Origin of the sequence: Natronorubrum daqingense (assembly GCF_001971705.1) — an archaeon.
In the GTDB taxonomy this organism is placed as follows: Archaea; Halobacteriota; Halobacteria; order Halobacteriales; family Natrialbaceae; genus Natronorubrum; species Natronorubrum daqingense.
Genome location: NZ_CP019327.1, coordinates 2,606,660 through 2,623,052 on the forward strand (window position 1 = coordinate 2,606,660; position 16,393 = coordinate 2,623,052).

Here is a 16,393-nt window from a genome sequence, read left to right on the forward strand (position 1 = left end):
CAAAAACAGTCGACTCGAGCGGAACGTCACTCTGCGACGAGCGCCGCGACCATCTCGGAGACCGTCGCGAGTTCGTCGTCGTTGATGCCGTGGCCCATCCCTTCGTAGAGGCGCTTAGTCACGTCGGCGTTCATCGCCTCGAGCACGTCTGCCGTCTCGTAGACCCGTCGTTCGGGAATGTGGGGATCGACGTCGCTACAGCCCAGGAAGACGGGCGTTTCCTCGAGGTCGGCGTCGTCGCTCGCGTACTCCTCCGGGTCGATTTTCTCGCCGATGAGCCCGCCGCTGAGGGCGGCGAGGCCACCGTATCGTCGCGGGTTTCGGGCGACGAACTCGCTGGCGAGACACGCACCCTGCGAGAAGCCGATCAGCATGATACGCTCGTGTGGAATGCCGGCGTCGGTCGCTTCATCGATCGCAGCTGCGATGGCTTGCAGTCCCGAGGACCGACCCGGCTCGTTCTGCTCGACGGGCGCGAGAAACGAGTTCGGATACCACGTCTGGCGGGCCGCCTGCGGGGCGAGAACGGCGACGCCCTCCTCGTGAACTTCGTTCGCGAGTTGGACCATTCCGCGTGCGCTCGCGCCGCGCCCGTGCGTCAGGACCAGCGCTGCCTCGGCGTCCTCGAGTGGCGTCCCGTCGGTGACCAGTGGCTGGTTCTGGTGTGGCCCGTCCTCGCGGCCCTCCTGCGGTCCGTCGCCGCCGGAACTGTCCCCCATCACTCGACCCCACCGGTACCGGCGCTGGCCTCAGGGAGGTCGTACTCGACGACCTCGAGGCCGAGCGTCTCGATGGCTCCCCGGAGGTGCTCGTCTTTCGCGTAGTCGGCACCATCGTCTTCGCGGAGTTCCTGTGCCTTCGCGAGCACCTCGCCGCGTCGGTCGTCGGGAATCTCGTACTTGTCCGTCGAGAGTTCGATGACGAGGCCGTTGTTGTCGTGCGTGTAGATCGAGTGGAAGATCCCCCGGTCGAAGACGTTGTAGCGGTAACCCGCGTCCTCGAGGGCGTCCATCGTCTCCTCGTACTCGTCGGGTTCGATGCGGAAACAGAGGTGATGGACGGCCCCGACACCGCCGCGTTGGCCCTTCGCGGACGGTCGGTCGTCGCTCACGAAGAACGTGAGAATCCGACCGTCGCCCGTGTCGAAGAACAGGTGGGTCTGGGACGGATCGTCGAGGTTGGGCTGGCGGAGCACGAGTGGCATCCCGAGGAGGTCCTGGTAGAACTCGACGGTTTCCGCTTCGTTGCTTCCCCAGATGGTGATGTGGTCGGTTCCGGCCGCGTGAACGGGGCTGTCTGGTAGTTCGGGCGTGACTGGTGTCTGTGAGTCGTTTGACATGGGGTCGGTATAGGTGGTGTAGTTAGTTCGGGTGGTATCGCTACTCTGCGAGTACCTCGCCGAAGACGCGCTCGGCGTCGGCGGGCACGTCGAAATCGTGGAAGTGATCGCCACGGACTGCCGAGAGGATGTTGAGTGCCGCGGCAGCGCCGTCGCCGACGGCGATGGCGGCCTGCCACTCCTCCGGTCGGACCATCGCGCCGGTCGCGTAGACGCCCGAGACGCTCGTCTCCATGTCGACGTCCACGTCGACAACGTCGTCGTTGGTGAACGAACAGCCGAGATTGTCCGCGACATCGCGGTTGGCTCCCGTCGCAAGGATGACGTAGTCGGCGTCGTACTCCCCGTCTTCGGTCTCGACCGTGAAGCCATCGCCATCGTCGTTCACGGCAGTGACCGGCTCTCCCTGCCGTCGGTCGACACCGAAGTCGTCGACTTGCTGGCGCGCCGTCTCCATGAACTCGCTGCCGCCGACGGAGCCGATGCCGAGGTAGTTGAACAGGTGGGCCTTGTGCATCCACGTCTCGTCCGCGTCGAACACCGTCGTCTCGAGGCCGTTTTTCGCCGTAAAGAGTGCGGCGCTCAATCCGGCGGGACCGCCGCCGACGACGATCACTGATTCATCGAACTCGGTACCGTTCTCGGAGGAATCGTTGCTCATCTGTAGTTACACATTGTTACCGCACGCACATGAACCCACTAGAGACACCAGACCAACCCCGTTACACGAGTGTTAGTGGGCCACCGGCGTGGTACGGCGAACGTCGGTTCACTCGAGGGTGGATTCTCTTCGATTGATTGGTTGTATATACGGAATAGACGCCTTCTACTCCCGATTTAGTCCCTGCGTTCGCAGGCTCAATCAATTCACGTGACTGCGCGCTATCGTCCACTCCACAGGAGAGACCTAACGCCGTCAGGTCTACACACGGAGGCAGCCGCCGTCCACTAGCACCGTTCGGCCCAGTGACAGGCCACTCGAGGGCCAATCTACGCACACCATGCCAACGGAGACATCCATGAACACCAGCCTCGAGGTAGAGTACTGGGTTATCGACGACGACGGTGACCTGGTGCCACCCGGCTCACTGCTCGACGTATCTCCACAGCTCGATCCCGAGTTCGTCGAGCCGATGCTCGAGATCAAAACAACCCCGTGTCAGTCGATGGCCGAACTTCGCGCGGAGTTTCGCAACCTCATCAGCACCGTCGTCGATGCAGCGCACGACCAGCAAAAGCGTCTCGTCCCCCTTTCGACGCCGCTACACGCCGGTCCCGAATCCATTCCCTACCGCGACAAACGAGGGAGCAACCTTCAGCGGCAGATCGTCGGCCCGACGTTCGAGGACGCCCGCGTCTGTGCGGGCACGCACGTTCACTTCGAACGCTCGAGCGTCGTCGACCAGTTGAACACGCTGACGGCGATCGACCCCGCGTTCGTGCTCGTGAACAGTTCCTCTCACTACCGCGGCGAACACCTCCTCGAGTGCGCCCGTCCCTACCTCTACCGACGCTCGTGTTACGACCCGTGTCCCCAGCAGGGCCAACTGTGGCCGTACGTCGACAGCGTCGAGGAGTGGGAACAGCGCCTCGAGGACGCCTACGAGTGCTTTCGCGAACGCGCACTCGAGCGTGGCGTCGACCCGGCGGCGTTCGACGACGAGTTCGACCCGTTCGACGCCGTCTGGACGCCGGTTCGGCTCCGAAAAGCGATGCCAACTGTCGAGTGGCGCTCGCCCGACGCCGCCCTGCCGAGTCAGATTCTACGGCTCACCGAGACCGTTCGCTCGCTCGTCTCACACGCCGATGCCCACGGAACCGTCGTCGCCTCCGACGAGCACCAGTCGGCGAAGACCGACGACCGACTGTCCCTCCCCTCGTTCGACACCGTGGAATCGGTCACCGACGCGGCCATCCACGACGGACTCGAGGATCCCGCCGTCCGCTCGTATCTCGACGACCTCGGCTTCACCCCTTCCGCGCACGACCCGCTCGCGAATCGGCTGCCGGCGTCTCGACTCACCGAACGACAGGCGAAACAACTCCGACTCGAGGCCGCGGGCCAACTCGAAGCCGACCTCGAGCGGACGCCCGCTCGGGTATAGGTCTCCGTGTTGTCGACTCAGTTTGGCAAGCGATCCGCTCGTTCGAGCACCGCGAGGCCGATAACCGTCACGCCGAGGAAGAGGGCGGCGATTCGGAACACGGTGTCGTAGGCGTAGCCGTGTTCGACGAAGACGCCCAACACGACCGAGCCGAGCGCCTGCGTGAGCATCCACACGGAGCTGAATACGGCGTAGGCGCTGCCTCTCGAGGAGTCCGGTAGCGTATCGAGGAGGAACGTGTCCGTGGCCGGAAAGAGCGCGTGGATCACAAAGCCGACGACGCTCGAAATGAGGACCAATCCGAGGAAGCTCTCGACGACCGTCAACACGAGGACGCTGAGCGCGAAGGCCCCGACGATCCCGAGCAGATACGGCACCCGCGGCAGTTTGTCGGCTAGATCTCCCCCGAAGTAGAAGGCGGGAATGCCGGCAGCGAAGACGATCGAGAGCATCAGTCCCGACGCCTGCGAGGAGAGTCCTTTCGATTGCATGTACAGTTCGTAGAAGTTGAACACACCCTGCCAGATGAACGACGCCGCGCCGACGATCGCCAACGCGGTGACGATGAGTCGCCACTCCGAAAGCGCACCGGCCACGAAGTTTCGATCGTCGACCCCCGCTCTCGGGAGTTCGGTTCTGACCGCGGCGAGTCCGGTGTACACCGTCACGAGTGCCGTCCCGAAGGCGATCGCCCACAGCGAGAGTCGCCAGTCGACGACGAGCGTGAGCGTCACGAGCGGGGCCGCGATCACGGCGGCGATCTGGCTCGCCGCGCCGTGGATGCCGATGACCCGGCCCACGCGTCCGGGGTACAACTCGCTCAAGAACGGGTTCGCGGAGACGAAGTAGACGCCGGAGGCGATCCCCATCAAAAACGCCCCGACCATCAGGTGGTGGATCGTCGTCGCCGTCGCGGCGAACGCCGCCGCGGCCGTCAGAATCGCACCGGAGCCGATCACCACGGTGTGGCGAGGGAGCTTCGTCAGGAGCCACCCCGTCGGGAGTCGCGGCGACGCGCTCCCGATCCACGTCAGCGTCACGAGGAGCCCGGCAGTCGCCTCACCGATCGCAAACTCGGCGATGATGACGTCAAGCAGCGGCGCGAAGATAATTCTCGCGAGGTTGAGCAAAAAGACGAGACCACACAGCGAGGCGAAGAGTCGGGCGCGGCTCACGAGCGCTCTTTCCAGTACACGCTCTCAAACGTTCCGAAATTCGACCACTCCTTGTGGCGGAGTGAAACCGACGCTCAGCGCGCTCGAGTCTCTCGAGTGTCGGACGGAGGACCCTTTAGTCGAACGTGAGTAACAGTGAGGACGAGTGACCGACCGCGGTCGTAGCGGAGTCGCGGTGGTCAGAACTGTGTTCGTCGTTGCACAGATGATCGCGGAAGCAGCCAGCACGTGTGGCCACAGCCAGTGTCTGCCGTGGGATTCGGGGGTCGAAACGACCTGTCCGCATGCTATTTATTCACATCACCTCGATCAATACGTGTGCACGTCCAACAATAAGCTTTCCCCCTCCGGCAAACAGACTCTTTATTCGCAAAAAGTGAGTGGAATGGGCGTAACACTCCGCGAATATATTCTGAAACTCACTTTTTGAAGGTTCGTGTTGATGGGTTTTACTCGAGTCTTCCCTTTCAATGTCGTCGCTCGCGAATTACCCGCGACAGGAAGGAGTACGATGAGATTTGAACGATGCCGTTGGCTCATTCAAATCTCCTCTCAACCCCACATCAGCAGGGCCCTAACGCGGTAGCGCGTCTTTCGTATCGCGTGTCCAGGATAAAATGGATTTCTCGCGCGCTCTGCACCGTTTCAGTGACACGCCGGTGGTGATCACTGCGGAACCGAACAGGTGACGGGCCCACCGACTGTTCTCTATTACTTCGAAAATACATCACAATTTCTATATGTATATGTGGTAATTCTTAGAAGATGAACAAACGAACTGCGAGCATCAGTCTCGGTGTAGCGATGGTGATTTGCATCGTGCTCGTCTTCTCCGTTGTCTATCCGTTGTCTACGTCGGAGCCACACGCGTTACAGCCGGCTGATGAACGGTTTTCGAGCGATATGCCCGATGAATTCAGTGTCGAGGCGGAAATCGACCACGATGGAGACCAACAATTGGGAGTAGAAGCTACCGTGATCGACGACGACGCACGACAGCAGGTCGTTGACGAAACGGACACCCGAACCGAGCGGTATCAATCTGCTCCCGATGACGACGTGTATCTTCGATCAGAACTGAGTGGGTGGACTGACGAGCAGGTAGATACTCGACTCGAGGCGATCGAAAGCGACGATGAGCGAACACTTCTCGTTGAGGAACACGGCGACGAGTCCACAACGATCGTCGTCAGAGACGAATCGGATACTGATCTCAAAGACGAGATTTCGGGAGCAACGTCAGTAGTCACTGAGAGCTTGCATCCTTCTGATTACGAACACGTAGCGGAGACAGCCAATCGCTCTACATACGAACCACGGGACGGCTGGGTTGACGAAGCAGACGCATACCGTATCACGGATTCGTCGGGCGAAGTCACCGTCGATCCAGATTCCTATGCTGTTCAGGCTGCGAACGTCACCTGGGATGTGACGCCGTCTACCGAAACGTATGCTCACTACCTCGTGAGCCAACTGACCAGTGACTACCCACTGACACAGGACATTCGGTACGAAATGCGCTCGGACACTGCTGAAATTGAAACTCCCGACTGGGTAGCAGAGGTTCGGGACGAACACTAATCAACACGATCCTACCTTCGGTGACCGTACTCGTTTTTCTCGACGGCGATCGATTGTTCGACGGAAACTGATCCCCCTCGAGTGCTCAATGTCTTGGCACTCTCTCGGCGCTACTCGAGGGTGAGGCCGTCGCGCTCGAGGGCCTGGCGGGCAGTTGCACTCAGGTGGGCCACGTCGTCACAGGCGGTCATCACTGCTCGAGTCTTGCAGTCGTAGAAGCGGGCTGCACGTTCGATCGCGTCCATTCGGTGTGCATAGTCGCCGTCGGTTCAGATTCGCATACTCGGACTCACGAGCCCTCGAATCCTCGTTTTTTCGACTCACTCACTCGCGCCCGTAGTCTATAATCGGGGGCTCTTGTCACGCAACTCGAGTGGTCGGCGCGTTGCTCGAGTCGATCGGCGCACAATATGCACACAGTGTTTTCGGTCTTGTGTGCATATTCGGGAATCGGGATTTGTCGACGTGCAACCCCAGGGGAGATTACTGTAGAAATATCGGTAAAGACTCGTTTCTACTTTAATCAGATAGAATGATAAACGTTATACTCTATCCAATACCTCCCTACACCAACATATCATAAATTGAGATTGAATAGGTCCCACCCCTAAAATTCGGTTCTGTACCCTTCAATGGAGGATTAGGCTGACCTAGACAGGCGGAATATCGTGTTAATGTCGGTTATAGTGACCCTAGAAGCTTTTATATCTGGACGATATACCATAGGGTAGTAAGACAGGACAGCATTCCGCTACGAAAAGGTCGAATTGGTTCGAACCTGTTGGCCCAGGTTCGGACACTCCTTTGAGGCAGTAGTCGGTGAGTGGCTCCATGCGACAATACTCACCGGCGTACGTAAACTTTACTGCCGTAAAGTGAGGCGATTAGTCGCTAGTAAGAAAAGACATTGAGTCTAAAAACGCTAATAACCGACATTCGGAATCGGCACGAAAACCATGGTAGCCTCGAGGATCAGATTACGATTCTCACATTGCACTACTGGGTGCAAACCCGGCCAAGACCTGAAGGCCCCTTCCTAACAAAAAGGGAGATGAGTAATCTCCTTGAGGAACTAGGGATAGAACTGGACTGTAACTTAGATGTTGCAGTTGGGAACCTCGAGGAATTCGGTGCCCTAGGTGGGTTTCGACCAGAAGATAATCCCGACTGGTACACAATTCGCCAACGCGATGGTGAATTCGTAATGGGGGAAGAAGACTTCCCTAAAGCAGTCGATGAGGAGATAAAAAGAGCACTATGCCATATTAACTCCATGAGTGCTCGCATAGCGATCGCTGATGGAGGAGAAGGGGTAAAACTCAACGACGATGGAAAGACTCTACGGGAGGAAGTCGCAGAGGAAGTCGATGTAGATGCAGACGAACTAGCGTCTTACCTCCAAGATGGTGGTGCTAACGAACGACGAGGTAAACTCGATGAAGTCGTTGAGGCTGTAGAAGACAGTGATACCTTCGAAAGGCCGGATAGTTACGACAAAATCGAGTGGGTCCCAAGCGCAACTCGTCACCACCTTACCAAACAAGTGGTGGCGAGATACGGTCTCTGAGTTGGCCTATTTCCCTCTTGGGAAATATTTAGAGCCGAATTTTTTATTATTCTGACCTGTACAATCAATTCTCAGATACGATTCACAGGTGTAAGCTTGACCTGTGGTCCCAGAATAGCCACCGTTTCCTGTCCATTAGGTGGAGACCGGCGAAAGCAGGGCGGGGTCCATCGAATGCACTTTCCGGGTGTCTGGTGGGTCTAAATCCATCGAATTTTCGACACAGCGGTGCTGTGCGGGGCGGTGTATATTTTGATTTTGTGTCGTTAGACACATCCGCCAAGGGGGCGTTCGCGCGAACCCCCTGCCTCAAGGTATGAACGACGCCGTCTGCTCGCTTCGCTCGCCGCCGTCTAATTCAAATCCATCTCCGTTCGTGATTCACTTCTTACGTTCGCTCATCGCAGAATCACGGGCACGATGGGATTATGAACCACGGTCGCAGCAAGCTGCTCCCTGATTCAAATCCCCTCTCGGTTCGTGATTCACTCCTCGCGTTCGCTCGTCGCAGAATCACGGGCACGATGGGATTTGAACCCACGACCGTCGGATTAGAAGTCCGACGCTCTTTCCGGACTGAGCTACGTGCCCTCGAGTACGAATCCACGATCAATCGGTATAAGCAGTGTGGATTGAACCTGCAGGGGTGACTACGCGTATCTCACGGCCAGTGACTCGCGTCTGTGCTGACGCACACGGTCTCCGAACCGGGTCGATTGCTGTCTCTCAAGGGGGCGTCCGTGTGCGAAAAAGAAGTCAATAGCTGTGACCGCAGTTGCCGCGTTTAGAGTCCCTCGGGGTCGTCGTCTTCGTCTTCGTCGTCTTCGTCGTCGTCTTCGTCACCGTTCATACCATCGTCTTCTTCTGCGCCCATGCCGCCTTCGTCGTCTTCGTCATCGGCGTCTGCATCCGCGTCGGCATCGTCGTCTTCGTCGTCTTCTACGCCGTTGTCTTCGTCATCGTCGGCATCCGCATCTTCATCCTCGTCATCGTCGTCGTCCATTGGGTCATCGTCATCATCCATCTCGTCGTCATCATCATCCATCTCATCGTCGTCATCGTCTACGTCGTCGTCCATCGCGTCGTCGTCCATCCCGTCTTCATCGTCGGCATCGGGTTCGCCGTCGTCGGCCGGCTCGTCTTCTTCTTCTTCATCGTCGTCCATACAGCCAGCAACTGCCGCAATCATCCCGACGCCGAGGGCTTTCGTGAATCGACGTCGATCGAGGGTTGGTGCTTTCATAACGCGCGTCCGGAGCATCCAGCGATTGGCAAATAATGGGGACCGTCCGTTGAATTTGATACTCTCGAGTTTGGATGAATTATCGCAGTTAACTCGAGATAACCTCGCCGTTTCGAACTCACACGTTGTTTTGCGCTGTAGAATCTATCCGTTCTCGAGGGAGACCCTCTCCCATATTCGACTTGCAACTCACACCGTGTCCGTCCCGACGTGGCGATCACCAAACCACCCGTGAGCGCACTCGAGGGGTGGCTTTTCTCCGTGTTTGCTACTCGTACAACGGTTGTTCTCGGCGAGGAAGGTCGCGTCCGAAACGACGAACACAGCGCTTATGCACGTCTCGGCGGTAGATGCTCTCGATGCACGTCATCGGAACGGTGGGGCTCCCCGGCAGCGGGAAGGGCGAGGCAGCCACCGTCGCACGCGAGAACGGAATTCCGGTGGTGACGATGGGCGACGTCGTCAGACAGGAAACCGCCGATCGCGGGCTCGATCCCTCGAAAGACCACGGTAGCGTCGCGAAGGCACTCCGCGAGGAACACGGCCCGGCAGCGATCGCCGAACGCTCGCTGCCGATGATCGCCGACCGACTCGAGGATCACGAGACGGTGCTGGTCGACGGCATTCGCTCGGATACCGAAGTCGACGTCTTCGAATCGGAGTTCGACGACGCGTTCACGCTCGTGAGTATCGAAGCGCCCTTCGAGGTTCGTGCCGAGCGAATCGACGCCCGCGGTCGCGACCTCGGCGAGGACGACGGCGGGGAAGCCCTCGCGACTCGCGACGAGCGCGAACGCGGCTTCGGGATGGACGACGCGATGGCTCGCGCCGACGTCGTCATCGACAACACCGACTCGCTCGAGGCGTATCACGACCGAATCGAGCGGATTATCCACCAGCAGACGCACGATACGGAGGTCCACCACTCATGACCGATATCTACCGCGTCGACGTCGAGATTACGGCTCCGGTGTACGATACCGAAGTGACGAGTCGCGTCGCCGATGCCATCGTGAACATCTTCCCCAACGCCGATCTCGAGGAGGGATTCGGCGAGATCAGCGCCAGCGCACACTCGATGGATCACTTCTCGGAACTGCTCCATCGACAGGAAATCTTAGACACCGCACGCGGCGAATTCTTTGGAAGCCGTGAGGGAGACACGTTCTCCTTCGCACTCAAGAAACAGGCCGCATTCGAGGATCGGGTCAACTTCTCGGTCGGTGAACCGGACGAACTCGGCGAGATTGCCGTCCGCGTTCGCGTCGAAGAACCCACGCTCGAGGAGTACGTCGACCACATCGCCCCACCGACGGAAGACGGGCGCCCGATCGACCCCTGAGTCTCTCGCTGCGCGACTCGAGTCAGGAGTGGCTGTGTGCGCACGACGTTCTCGCTCGATAGACCTGCCAGCCACAGTACAACGAGCCGAGGGCGAAGATGACGACGGCACCCGCATACTGCGAGGTGGGGGCACTCGCGTACGCGATTGCGGCGAAGCCGGTCATTCCACCCGTGAACGCGAGTCCGGTCACGTGGGTCATGCTCGCCTCGAAGAGTGCCGCGAGGAGCAACACCACCGCGGCGTAGACTCCTCCCAGCCCCATGCTAATCTGGTCGATCCCGCCGTCTTGAATCGAACTGTGGAGTACCAACACCTGCAACACGACCAATACTCCGAACACGACGACGAGCGGACGATTTCGGGCGGCACGACGGCCCACCGTTGACCGACCTGACATACTGTTGCACTATTTCCGTCGGGGAGTTAATTCTTTCTCGAGTGTTCAGAGCGGAATCGAACGTTTCCGAACGGGGATTCGTGCCCGCGGTGAGGTCAGTTACTCGCCTCGACGTAGTGGCAACCGAACGGTTTCGACGAGAAAAACGATCGAATTTGCTCGAATTGTACTGGCTGGAACGATCGGTACGTTCGATACCGAGGGCCACGCGCACTTTCGATTAGCCGAATGGGCCCATTCCGCCCATGCCACCACCGCCGCCACCGCCGCCTTGCATCTGCTTCATCATCCGTTGCATCTCCTGTTCGGAGCCCATGCCCTGGAACTGCTTGATGGTCTTTTCCATCATCTTGTACTGCTGGAGTAACTCCCGAACCTTCTCCTCCTCGGTGCCCGACCCGCGGGCGATGCGTTCGATCTGGTTCGCGCCGATGGCCTTCGGATACTCCTTTTCGGCGTCGGTCATCGAGTCCATGATGACGCTGAAGGTTCGCATTCGCTCTTGGGTGACGTCCATCGCGTCGTCGGGCAACTGGTCTTTGATCCCGCCGCCGAAGCCGGGGATCATGTCCATCACCTGATCGAGGGGACCCATGTTGTTCATGGCCTCCATCTGCTTTTGCATGTCGTTCAGGGTGAACTGGCCCTGAAGCATGTCCTCTGGCTCCCAATCCTCCTCGTCCATCTCGGTCTGTTGCATCGCGCGCTCGACGCGCTCCGTGAGTTGTCCGAGGTCGCCCATGCCGAGCAGTCGGGAGATGAAGCCGTCCGGTTCGAAGCGTTCGACGTCTTGGACCTCCTCACCGGTCCCGAGGAAGGCGATCGACGAATCGGTCTGGTCGACCGCAGTGAGCGCGCCACCACCCTTCGCCGTCCCGTCGAGTTTCGTGATGACGACGCCGTCGATACCGATCGACTCGTCGAACTGCTGGGCCTGGTCCTTCGCACCCTGCCCGATTGCCGCGTCGAGCACGAGCAACGAGGTGTCGGGTTCGACGACGCCTTCGATCTGCTCGATCTCGTCGATTAGATCGTCCTCGAGCGCGTGGCGACCCGCCGTGTCCACGATGTGGACGTCGGCCTCGCTGGTCTCCTCGAGTCCCTTTCGGGCGATTTCGACGGGGTCCTCGGCGTCGGGGTTGCCGTAGAAGTCGACCTCGGCGCGCTCGGTCATCTCCTTCGCCTGATCGTACGCACCGGGCCGGAAGGTGTCGGTCTGGATCACGGCGGGACGGAGCCCCTTCGTCGAGAACCACCAGGCCATCTTCGCCGCGGATGTCGTCTTCCCTGACCCCTGCAGTCCGGCGAGCAGGATGGTCTGTTCCTCGAGGGGCAGATCCGTCGATTCGCCGATGAGGTCTACCAGTTCCTCGTAGACGATGCTGAGAACGAAGTCCCGTGCCGGCGTGCCGGCCGGAGGCTCTTCCTCGAGCGATCGCTCTTTGATGTTGTCCGACAGTTCCATCACGAGCGAGACGTCGACGTCGGCCGAAAGCAAGGAGCGTTGGATCTCCTTGACGATCTCCTCGATGTCCTCCTCGCTGAGTCGTGACTTCCCGCGGAGTTTGTCGAGGGTACCCCGCAGAGAACTCCCGAGATCGTCGAGTACCATTTGCCAGGACTACGGGGCGACGGTGTTAAAGGCTTTTTCTACGGTCGACAGCAGGGGTCCGGTCACTCGTCCGTCGCCTCCACTTCGTCCCACCACTGCTCGATTCGCGTTTCGACGGCGGCCAATACGACAGAGAGAACGTCTCTCGGGTGCAACGACGGCAACTCGAGATCGGTCGTGTCGTTCCCAGCAGGCGGCTGGTGGAAGTGAAGCCTGTCGTTGTGCGCGTTCGGATGGCGATCCCAGCGACACTCCCACCGTTCGTCACTCGCCATCGATTCGACGTAGTGAAACGAGAAATCGCCAGTCGTGAACCAACGGCAATCGAGCCTCCCTGCCGTCACCTTCGACGGGTACTGCTCGTCGTCGAGGCGCACACGAAGCTCCCGAGGTTCGTCGCTGTTTGGATCGAACACAGTCTCCTCGACGATGGGTTCAGCCGAGAACTGGCGCTCGAGCAACCGAAGCGTTCGACGGTCGGGTGGGCCAGTTGTCGGCTGGCCCCCGCTTTCGGGAGCCGTCATCTAAGCCGGAATGAGATGACCGTTGTTCTGTGAGATTTGCCGTGCGAGTTCGTAGAGGCGGATGTCTCGTTCCAGTGCGTGCCACTCGCTGAGTCGGTCCATTCGTTCGTGGACGCGCTCGTGATCGGCGTGATCGAAGACCGAGACTGCCGACGGATCGTCCGTTCCGAACTGGTCAACGAACTCCTCGCGACGCGCCTCTAACTCGCCGACGCGGTCGATAAGTTCGTCGACTGTCCGATCCTCGACCAACCGATTTGCTTCTTGCCACTCGAGATAGCTGTCGTTGCGCTGGTACTGGGCGGGCTGGACGCCCTGATCCGCGCGCACGATGCCCATCTCGGCGAGTCGATCGAGGTGCTTTTTCGCCGCGTTCGGCGAACACGCGGCGATCGACGCGATTTCGGCGTACGACGTCGACTCCGTCACCCCGAGCACAGTATCGTAGACGCGGTCAAACGTATCCGTTCGCTCGCGCCACCGGTCGCGGACCCCATCGACGGCGTCTTGGTCCGGCACCGGATCGAAATCGGTCATAGTCGTCGTACGCACTCGAGACTAATATGTGTTCACGGTCGCAAATATTTGCGTGCTGTGCGCCCATATTGGCACAGGCGCACTGTCGTCGATGCGTATTTCAGCCGTCCAGACCAACGCCTTCCTATGAGTAACGACGCAGATGTCGACCCCTCGACCTACGAGGGACTCGAGGACGCGGAGGTCTCGATGCGCGAGAACGACCACGGCTTGCACATCGCTGACGACGAAGTGACGGGCGTCTCGAGCCAGGGTCCGACGCCCGAAACGGCCCTCGAGAACCTCGCGGAGGCTGTCAAGTCCTACCGGGAAGCGACGGACGACGACCCGGGTGACGACTGGCTTTAGCTACCTGAAACCGGCCACCGCACGCTCGTGTTTTACGGACCTGTTCGTGGACGAATAGTGGTATGGACGAGTACGATATCGTCGTGGTCGGCGGCGGCTCCGGCAGTCAGGTCGCGACGGCAGCGGCCGAAACGGGCCTCGAGGCGGCCGTCGTCGAACCCGGCCCGCTCGGGGGTACCTGTATCACTCGAGGCTGCGTGCCGTCGAAGGCGCTGATTCATCGAGCAGACTTACTCGAGGAGATTCGACACGCCGAAGCGTTCGGCATTCCAGCCGACGTCGGGGAGATCGACTACGGCGCGATCACGGACGCGATTCACGACACGGTCTACGAAAAGGCGGACCGACAGGAGGCGAGCCTCGAGGACGCCTCAAACGTGACGCGCTATCGCGGCGAGGGTCGCTTCCTCGACGACCGAACGCTCGAGGTCGCGTTGAACGAGGACGCCGCCACTGGCGACGCTGCGGGCGATTCGATCGAGATTCGCGCCGACACGATCGTTCTCGCGGTCGGCAGCAGACCGATGGTTCCGCCGATCGACGGCCTCGACGAGGTCGACTTTCTCACGAGCGAGGACGCGCTCTTTCTGGACGATCAACCAGATTCTCTCGTGATCGTCGGCGGGGGCTACATCGGTGCCGAACTGGGGTACTTCTTCGGCGCGCTCGGAACGGACGTGTCGATGGTCGGGCGCAGCGAGACGCTCGTTCCGAGAGAGGACGACGACGTCAGCGAGTTCGTCACCGACTCGCTCGAGGACTACTGTGCGGTGTACGCCGGCTACGAGGCGAACGAGGTCGACCAGCGGGAGGACCAAACGGTCGTCACTGCCGTCCCTGCCAACGACGGCGGCGAGGGTGGAAACGGCGACGGCGACAGCGACGATTCGGTGGAACTCGCGGCCGACGACCTCCTGCTCGCGACCGGCCGCCGTCCGAACACGGACACGCTGGCCCTCGAGAATACGGGCGTCGAGGTCGACGATCAGGGCCACGTCGAGACGGACGACCGTCTCGAGACGACCGTCGACGACGTCTGGGCGCTCGGCGATATCCTCGGCGAGGAGCCGTACAAGCACGCGGCTGACTACGAGACGAGGATCGTCACGGCGAACGTGCTTGGAGACGGTGCTACCGTGCCCGAGGACGGCGAGACGGGTTCGGCGTTGGACGAGGGCGGCCGGACCGTCGACTACAGTGCGATGCCTCACGCGATCTTTACCACGCCACAGGTCGCGAGCGTCGGCCAGACGACGGGCGAACTCGAGGCGTCGGGAATCGAGTACGAGTCGACGAGTGTCCCCTTCGACGCCGCGCCGCTGGGATTAATTCGCGAGGCCGAGGGCTTCGTCAAGGTCCTCGCGGCTCCGGACGGCGAGATTCTGGGCTGTCACATCGTCGGCCCGGACGCGTCGACGCTGATTCAGGAGGTGGTCGTCGCGATGGACGCCGGTGACGGAACCGTCGACGACGTCGCCGACTCGGTCCACGTCCACCCGGCGCTCTCGGAGGTGGTGTACGCCGCGTTCGACGAAGCGTCCTCGAGTCGGTTCTCGACCGCGCCGGACTGGCGGGACGTGCGTTAATCGCTGGCCCCCGTTTCGACAGCGCCGTCGTTCGCCAGCCACTCCGTCAAACTCCCTTCGTAGAAACTGACGTCCTCGTAGCCCAGCGCGCGGAGGACGACGTAGGTGTGGCTGATCCGTCGGGCCGTGTTGCAGTAGAGGACGATTTCGCTCCCGCGCGTAATGCCTGAGGACTCGAGTACGTCCTCGAGTTCGGTCTCCGATTTCAGCCGGCGCGTCTCGTCGTCGACCACTTCGCGCCAGTTAAACCTGAGCGCGCCGGGCAGTCGGGCCTCCTCGAACTCGGCTTGCTCTCGAGTGTCGACGAAGAGCGCGTCGCGCTCGAGGGCCGCTTCGACGTCCTCGAGACCGATCAGTGGACTCTCTGCGCGAGAAAGCGGGTTCGGTTCGTACTCGGTCGGCTCGCGTTCGGGCGCTTCGCTTTCGGTTTCGTACTCGAGGTTCCACGCGCTGTAGTCGCCGTCGAGTAGGCGAACGTCGTCGTGGCCGTACTCGAGGGCAGTCAGCACGAACCGGGCCGCAAACACGCCGTGGGTGTCGTCGTAGGCGACGATGGTATCCCCGGGCGAGATACCGGCCTCGGAGAGCAGCGTCGCGAACGCGTCGGAACCGGGAAGCGTTCCGCGGTCGACGTCCGTCTCGTCTCGGTAGCGTTCGAAGGGGATATTCACGGCACCCGGAACGTGTCCGATGCCGTCGTACTCCCACGGATCTCGTACGTCGACGACGCTGAGGCGGTCGTCCTCGAGTCGATCCGCGAGCCAACCGGGGCCGACGACGAAAGAGTCGTCCATTGGCTGGAGGTTGCTGACTCACCCCTGAGAACACTCCGATTCCGACACCATTCCCCTGAGTACCGAGGTGGCGGCAATAATTGTGAGTACGTGCCGATTTTCCGAGTCGCGCACCCCGTCAGTTGACGGCTGGGACTATAACTCACCGTCCGTGAATGCGCTGGCGGATCGAGCGGAATTCGCCCGTCCGAGATAGCGGCAACAGTCTCCGACACGATCGACCGGCGTCCGAATTGTCCG

At 60.5% G+C, this 16,393-nt stretch carries 17 protein-coding genes, 1 tRNA gene and 1 pseudogene; 7 read left to right on the top strand and 12 right to left on the bottom strand.

Annotated elements, in window-relative coordinates; all coding sequences use genetic code 11:
* Positions 1-26: 26 nt before the first annotated feature.
* From BB347_RS12645 to BB347_RS12655, 3 genes are read right to left on the bottom strand one after another with little or no spacing between them, the layout of a single operon-like run.
* A complete protein-coding gene (locus BB347_RS12645; RefSeq protein WP_076583813.1) occupies positions 27-719 on the bottom strand; it encodes an alpha/beta hydrolase in 693 nt (230 codons plus the stop codon).
* Positions 719-1,339 (bottom strand): VOC family protein, encoded by a 621-nt coding sequence (locus BB347_RS12650; RefSeq protein WP_076583815.1) that lies wholly within the window; start codon positions 1,337-1,339, stop codon positions 719-721. Before BB347_RS12650 ends, BB347_RS12645 begins: the two co-directional genes overlap by 1 nt.
* Positions 1,340-1,379: 40 nt before the next feature.
* Complete coding sequence (locus BB347_RS12655; protein ID WP_076583816.1) at positions 1,380-2,000, bottom strand: NAD(P)/FAD-dependent oxidoreductase; 621 nt, start codon at positions 1,998-2,000, stop codon at positions 1,380-1,382.
* A gap of 358 nt (positions 2,001-2,358) precedes the next feature.
* Here BB347_RS12655 and BB347_RS12660 point away from each other — a divergent pair, with 358 nt between their 5' ends.
* Positions 2,359-3,444, top strand: a complete 1,086-nt coding sequence (locus BB347_RS12660; RefSeq protein ID WP_076583895.1) for a glutamate-cysteine ligase family protein — start codon at positions 2,359-2,361, stop codon at positions 3,442-3,444.
* A 17-nt stretch (positions 3,445-3,461) separates the two neighbouring features.
* Here BB347_RS12660 and BB347_RS12665 read toward each other — a convergent pair whose 3' ends face one another.
* The gene (locus BB347_RS12665) at positions 3,462-4,619 is read right to left on the bottom strand and encodes an MFS transporter (protein ID WP_076583818.1); all 1,158 of its coding nucleotides are present in this window, start codon (positions 4,617-4,619) and stop codon (positions 3,462-3,464) included.
* Between the two features lie 765 nt (positions 4,620-5,384).
* Between BB347_RS12665 and BB347_RS12670 the strand changes: the two genes are divergently transcribed.
* Positions 5,385-6,200 (top strand): hypothetical protein, encoded by an 816-nt coding sequence (locus tag BB347_RS12670; RefSeq protein WP_139327056.1) that lies wholly within the window; start codon positions 5,385-5,387, stop codon positions 6,198-6,200.
* A 110-nt stretch (positions 6,201-6,310) separates the two neighbouring features.
* On the opposite strand, the pseudogene BB347_RS19820 reads toward BB347_RS12670, so the two are convergent.
* Positions 6,311-6,457, bottom strand: a pseudogene (locus tag BB347_RS19820) (DUF7692 domain-containing protein); the annotation flags it as partial.
* A gap of 794 nt (positions 6,458-7,251) precedes the next feature.
* On the opposite strand from BB347_RS19820, the gene BB347_RS12680 reads away from it, so the two are divergent.
* Positions 7,252-7,767, top strand: a complete 516-nt coding sequence (locus tag BB347_RS12680; protein WP_077202639.1) for a hypothetical protein — start codon at positions 7,252-7,254, stop codon at positions 7,765-7,767.
* A gap of 516 nt (positions 7,768-8,283) precedes the next feature.
* Here BB347_RS12680 and BB347_RS12685 read toward each other — a convergent pair.
* Positions 8,284-8,358 (bottom strand) — tRNA-Arg (locus tag BB347_RS12685).
* A gap of 193 nt (positions 8,359-8,551) precedes the next feature.
* Entirely contained in the window at positions 8,552-9,010 is a 459-nt protein-coding gene (locus BB347_RS12690; protein ID WP_076583896.1) for a hypothetical protein, read from the bottom strand.
* A 359-nt stretch (positions 9,011-9,369) separates the two neighbouring features.
* On the opposite strand from BB347_RS12690, the gene BB347_RS12695 reads away from it, so the two are divergent.
* Both BB347_RS12695 and BB347_RS12700 read left to right on the top strand, forming a co-directional pair.
* The gene (locus BB347_RS12695) at positions 9,370-9,942 is read left to right on the top strand and encodes an AAA family ATPase (RefSeq protein WP_076583898.1); all 573 of its coding nucleotides are present in this window, start codon (positions 9,370-9,372) and stop codon (positions 9,940-9,942) included.
* Positions 9,939-10,352, top strand: a complete 414-nt coding sequence (locus BB347_RS12700) for an RNA-binding domain-containing protein (protein WP_076583822.1) — start codon at positions 9,939-9,941, stop codon at positions 10,350-10,352. Before BB347_RS12695 ends, BB347_RS12700 begins: the two co-directional genes overlap by 4 nt.
* Positions 10,353-10,374: 22 nt before the next feature.
* On the opposite strand, the gene BB347_RS19010 is transcribed toward BB347_RS12700, so the two are convergent.
* The 4 genes from BB347_RS19010 to BB347_RS12720 form a co-directional block, all read right to left on the bottom strand.
* A complete protein-coding gene (locus BB347_RS19010) occupies positions 10,375-10,752 on the bottom strand; it encodes a hypothetical protein (RefSeq protein WP_139327057.1) in 378 nt (125 codons plus the stop codon).
* Positions 10,753-10,972: 220 nt separating this feature from the next.
* Entirely contained in the window at positions 10,973-12,364 is a 1,392-nt protein-coding gene (locus tag BB347_RS12710) for a signal recognition particle protein Srp54 (RefSeq protein WP_076583826.1), read from the bottom strand.
* 62 nt (positions 12,365-12,426) lie between these two features.
* Positions 12,427-12,888 carry a hypothetical protein gene (locus BB347_RS12715; protein ID WP_076583827.1) on the bottom strand — a complete coding sequence of 154 codons (462 nt, stop codon included), beginning with the start codon at positions 12,886-12,888 and terminating at the stop codon, positions 12,427-12,429.
* Entirely contained in the window at positions 12,889-13,425 is a 537-nt protein-coding gene (locus BB347_RS12720; RefSeq protein WP_076583829.1) for a DUF7342 family protein, read from the bottom strand. It lies immediately after the preceding gene.
* Positions 13,426-13,551: 126 nt separating this feature from the next.
* Here BB347_RS12720 and BB347_RS12725 point away from each other — a divergent pair, with 126 nt between their 5' ends.
* Together BB347_RS12725 and BB347_RS12730 are read left to right on the top strand one after the other, a co-directional pair.
* Positions 13,552-13,773, top strand: a complete 222-nt coding sequence (locus BB347_RS12725) for a type II toxin-antitoxin system HicB family antitoxin (protein WP_076583830.1) — start codon at positions 13,552-13,554, stop codon at positions 13,771-13,773.
* Positions 13,774-13,835: 62 nt separating this feature from the next.
* Positions 13,836-15,359 (top strand): dihydrolipoyl dehydrogenase, encoded by a 1,524-nt coding sequence (locus BB347_RS12730; protein ID WP_076583832.1) that lies wholly within the window; start codon positions 13,836-13,838, stop codon positions 15,357-15,359.
* Here BB347_RS12730 and BB347_RS12735 read toward each other — a convergent pair.
* Positions 15,356-16,153 (bottom strand): sulfurtransferase, encoded by a 798-nt coding sequence (locus tag BB347_RS12735; RefSeq protein ID WP_076583834.1) that lies wholly within the window; start codon positions 16,151-16,153, stop codon positions 15,356-15,358. The two genes, BB347_RS12730 and BB347_RS12735, sit on opposite strands and share 4 nt — an antisense overlap.
* Between the last annotated feature and the right edge of the window lie 240 nt (positions 16,154-16,393).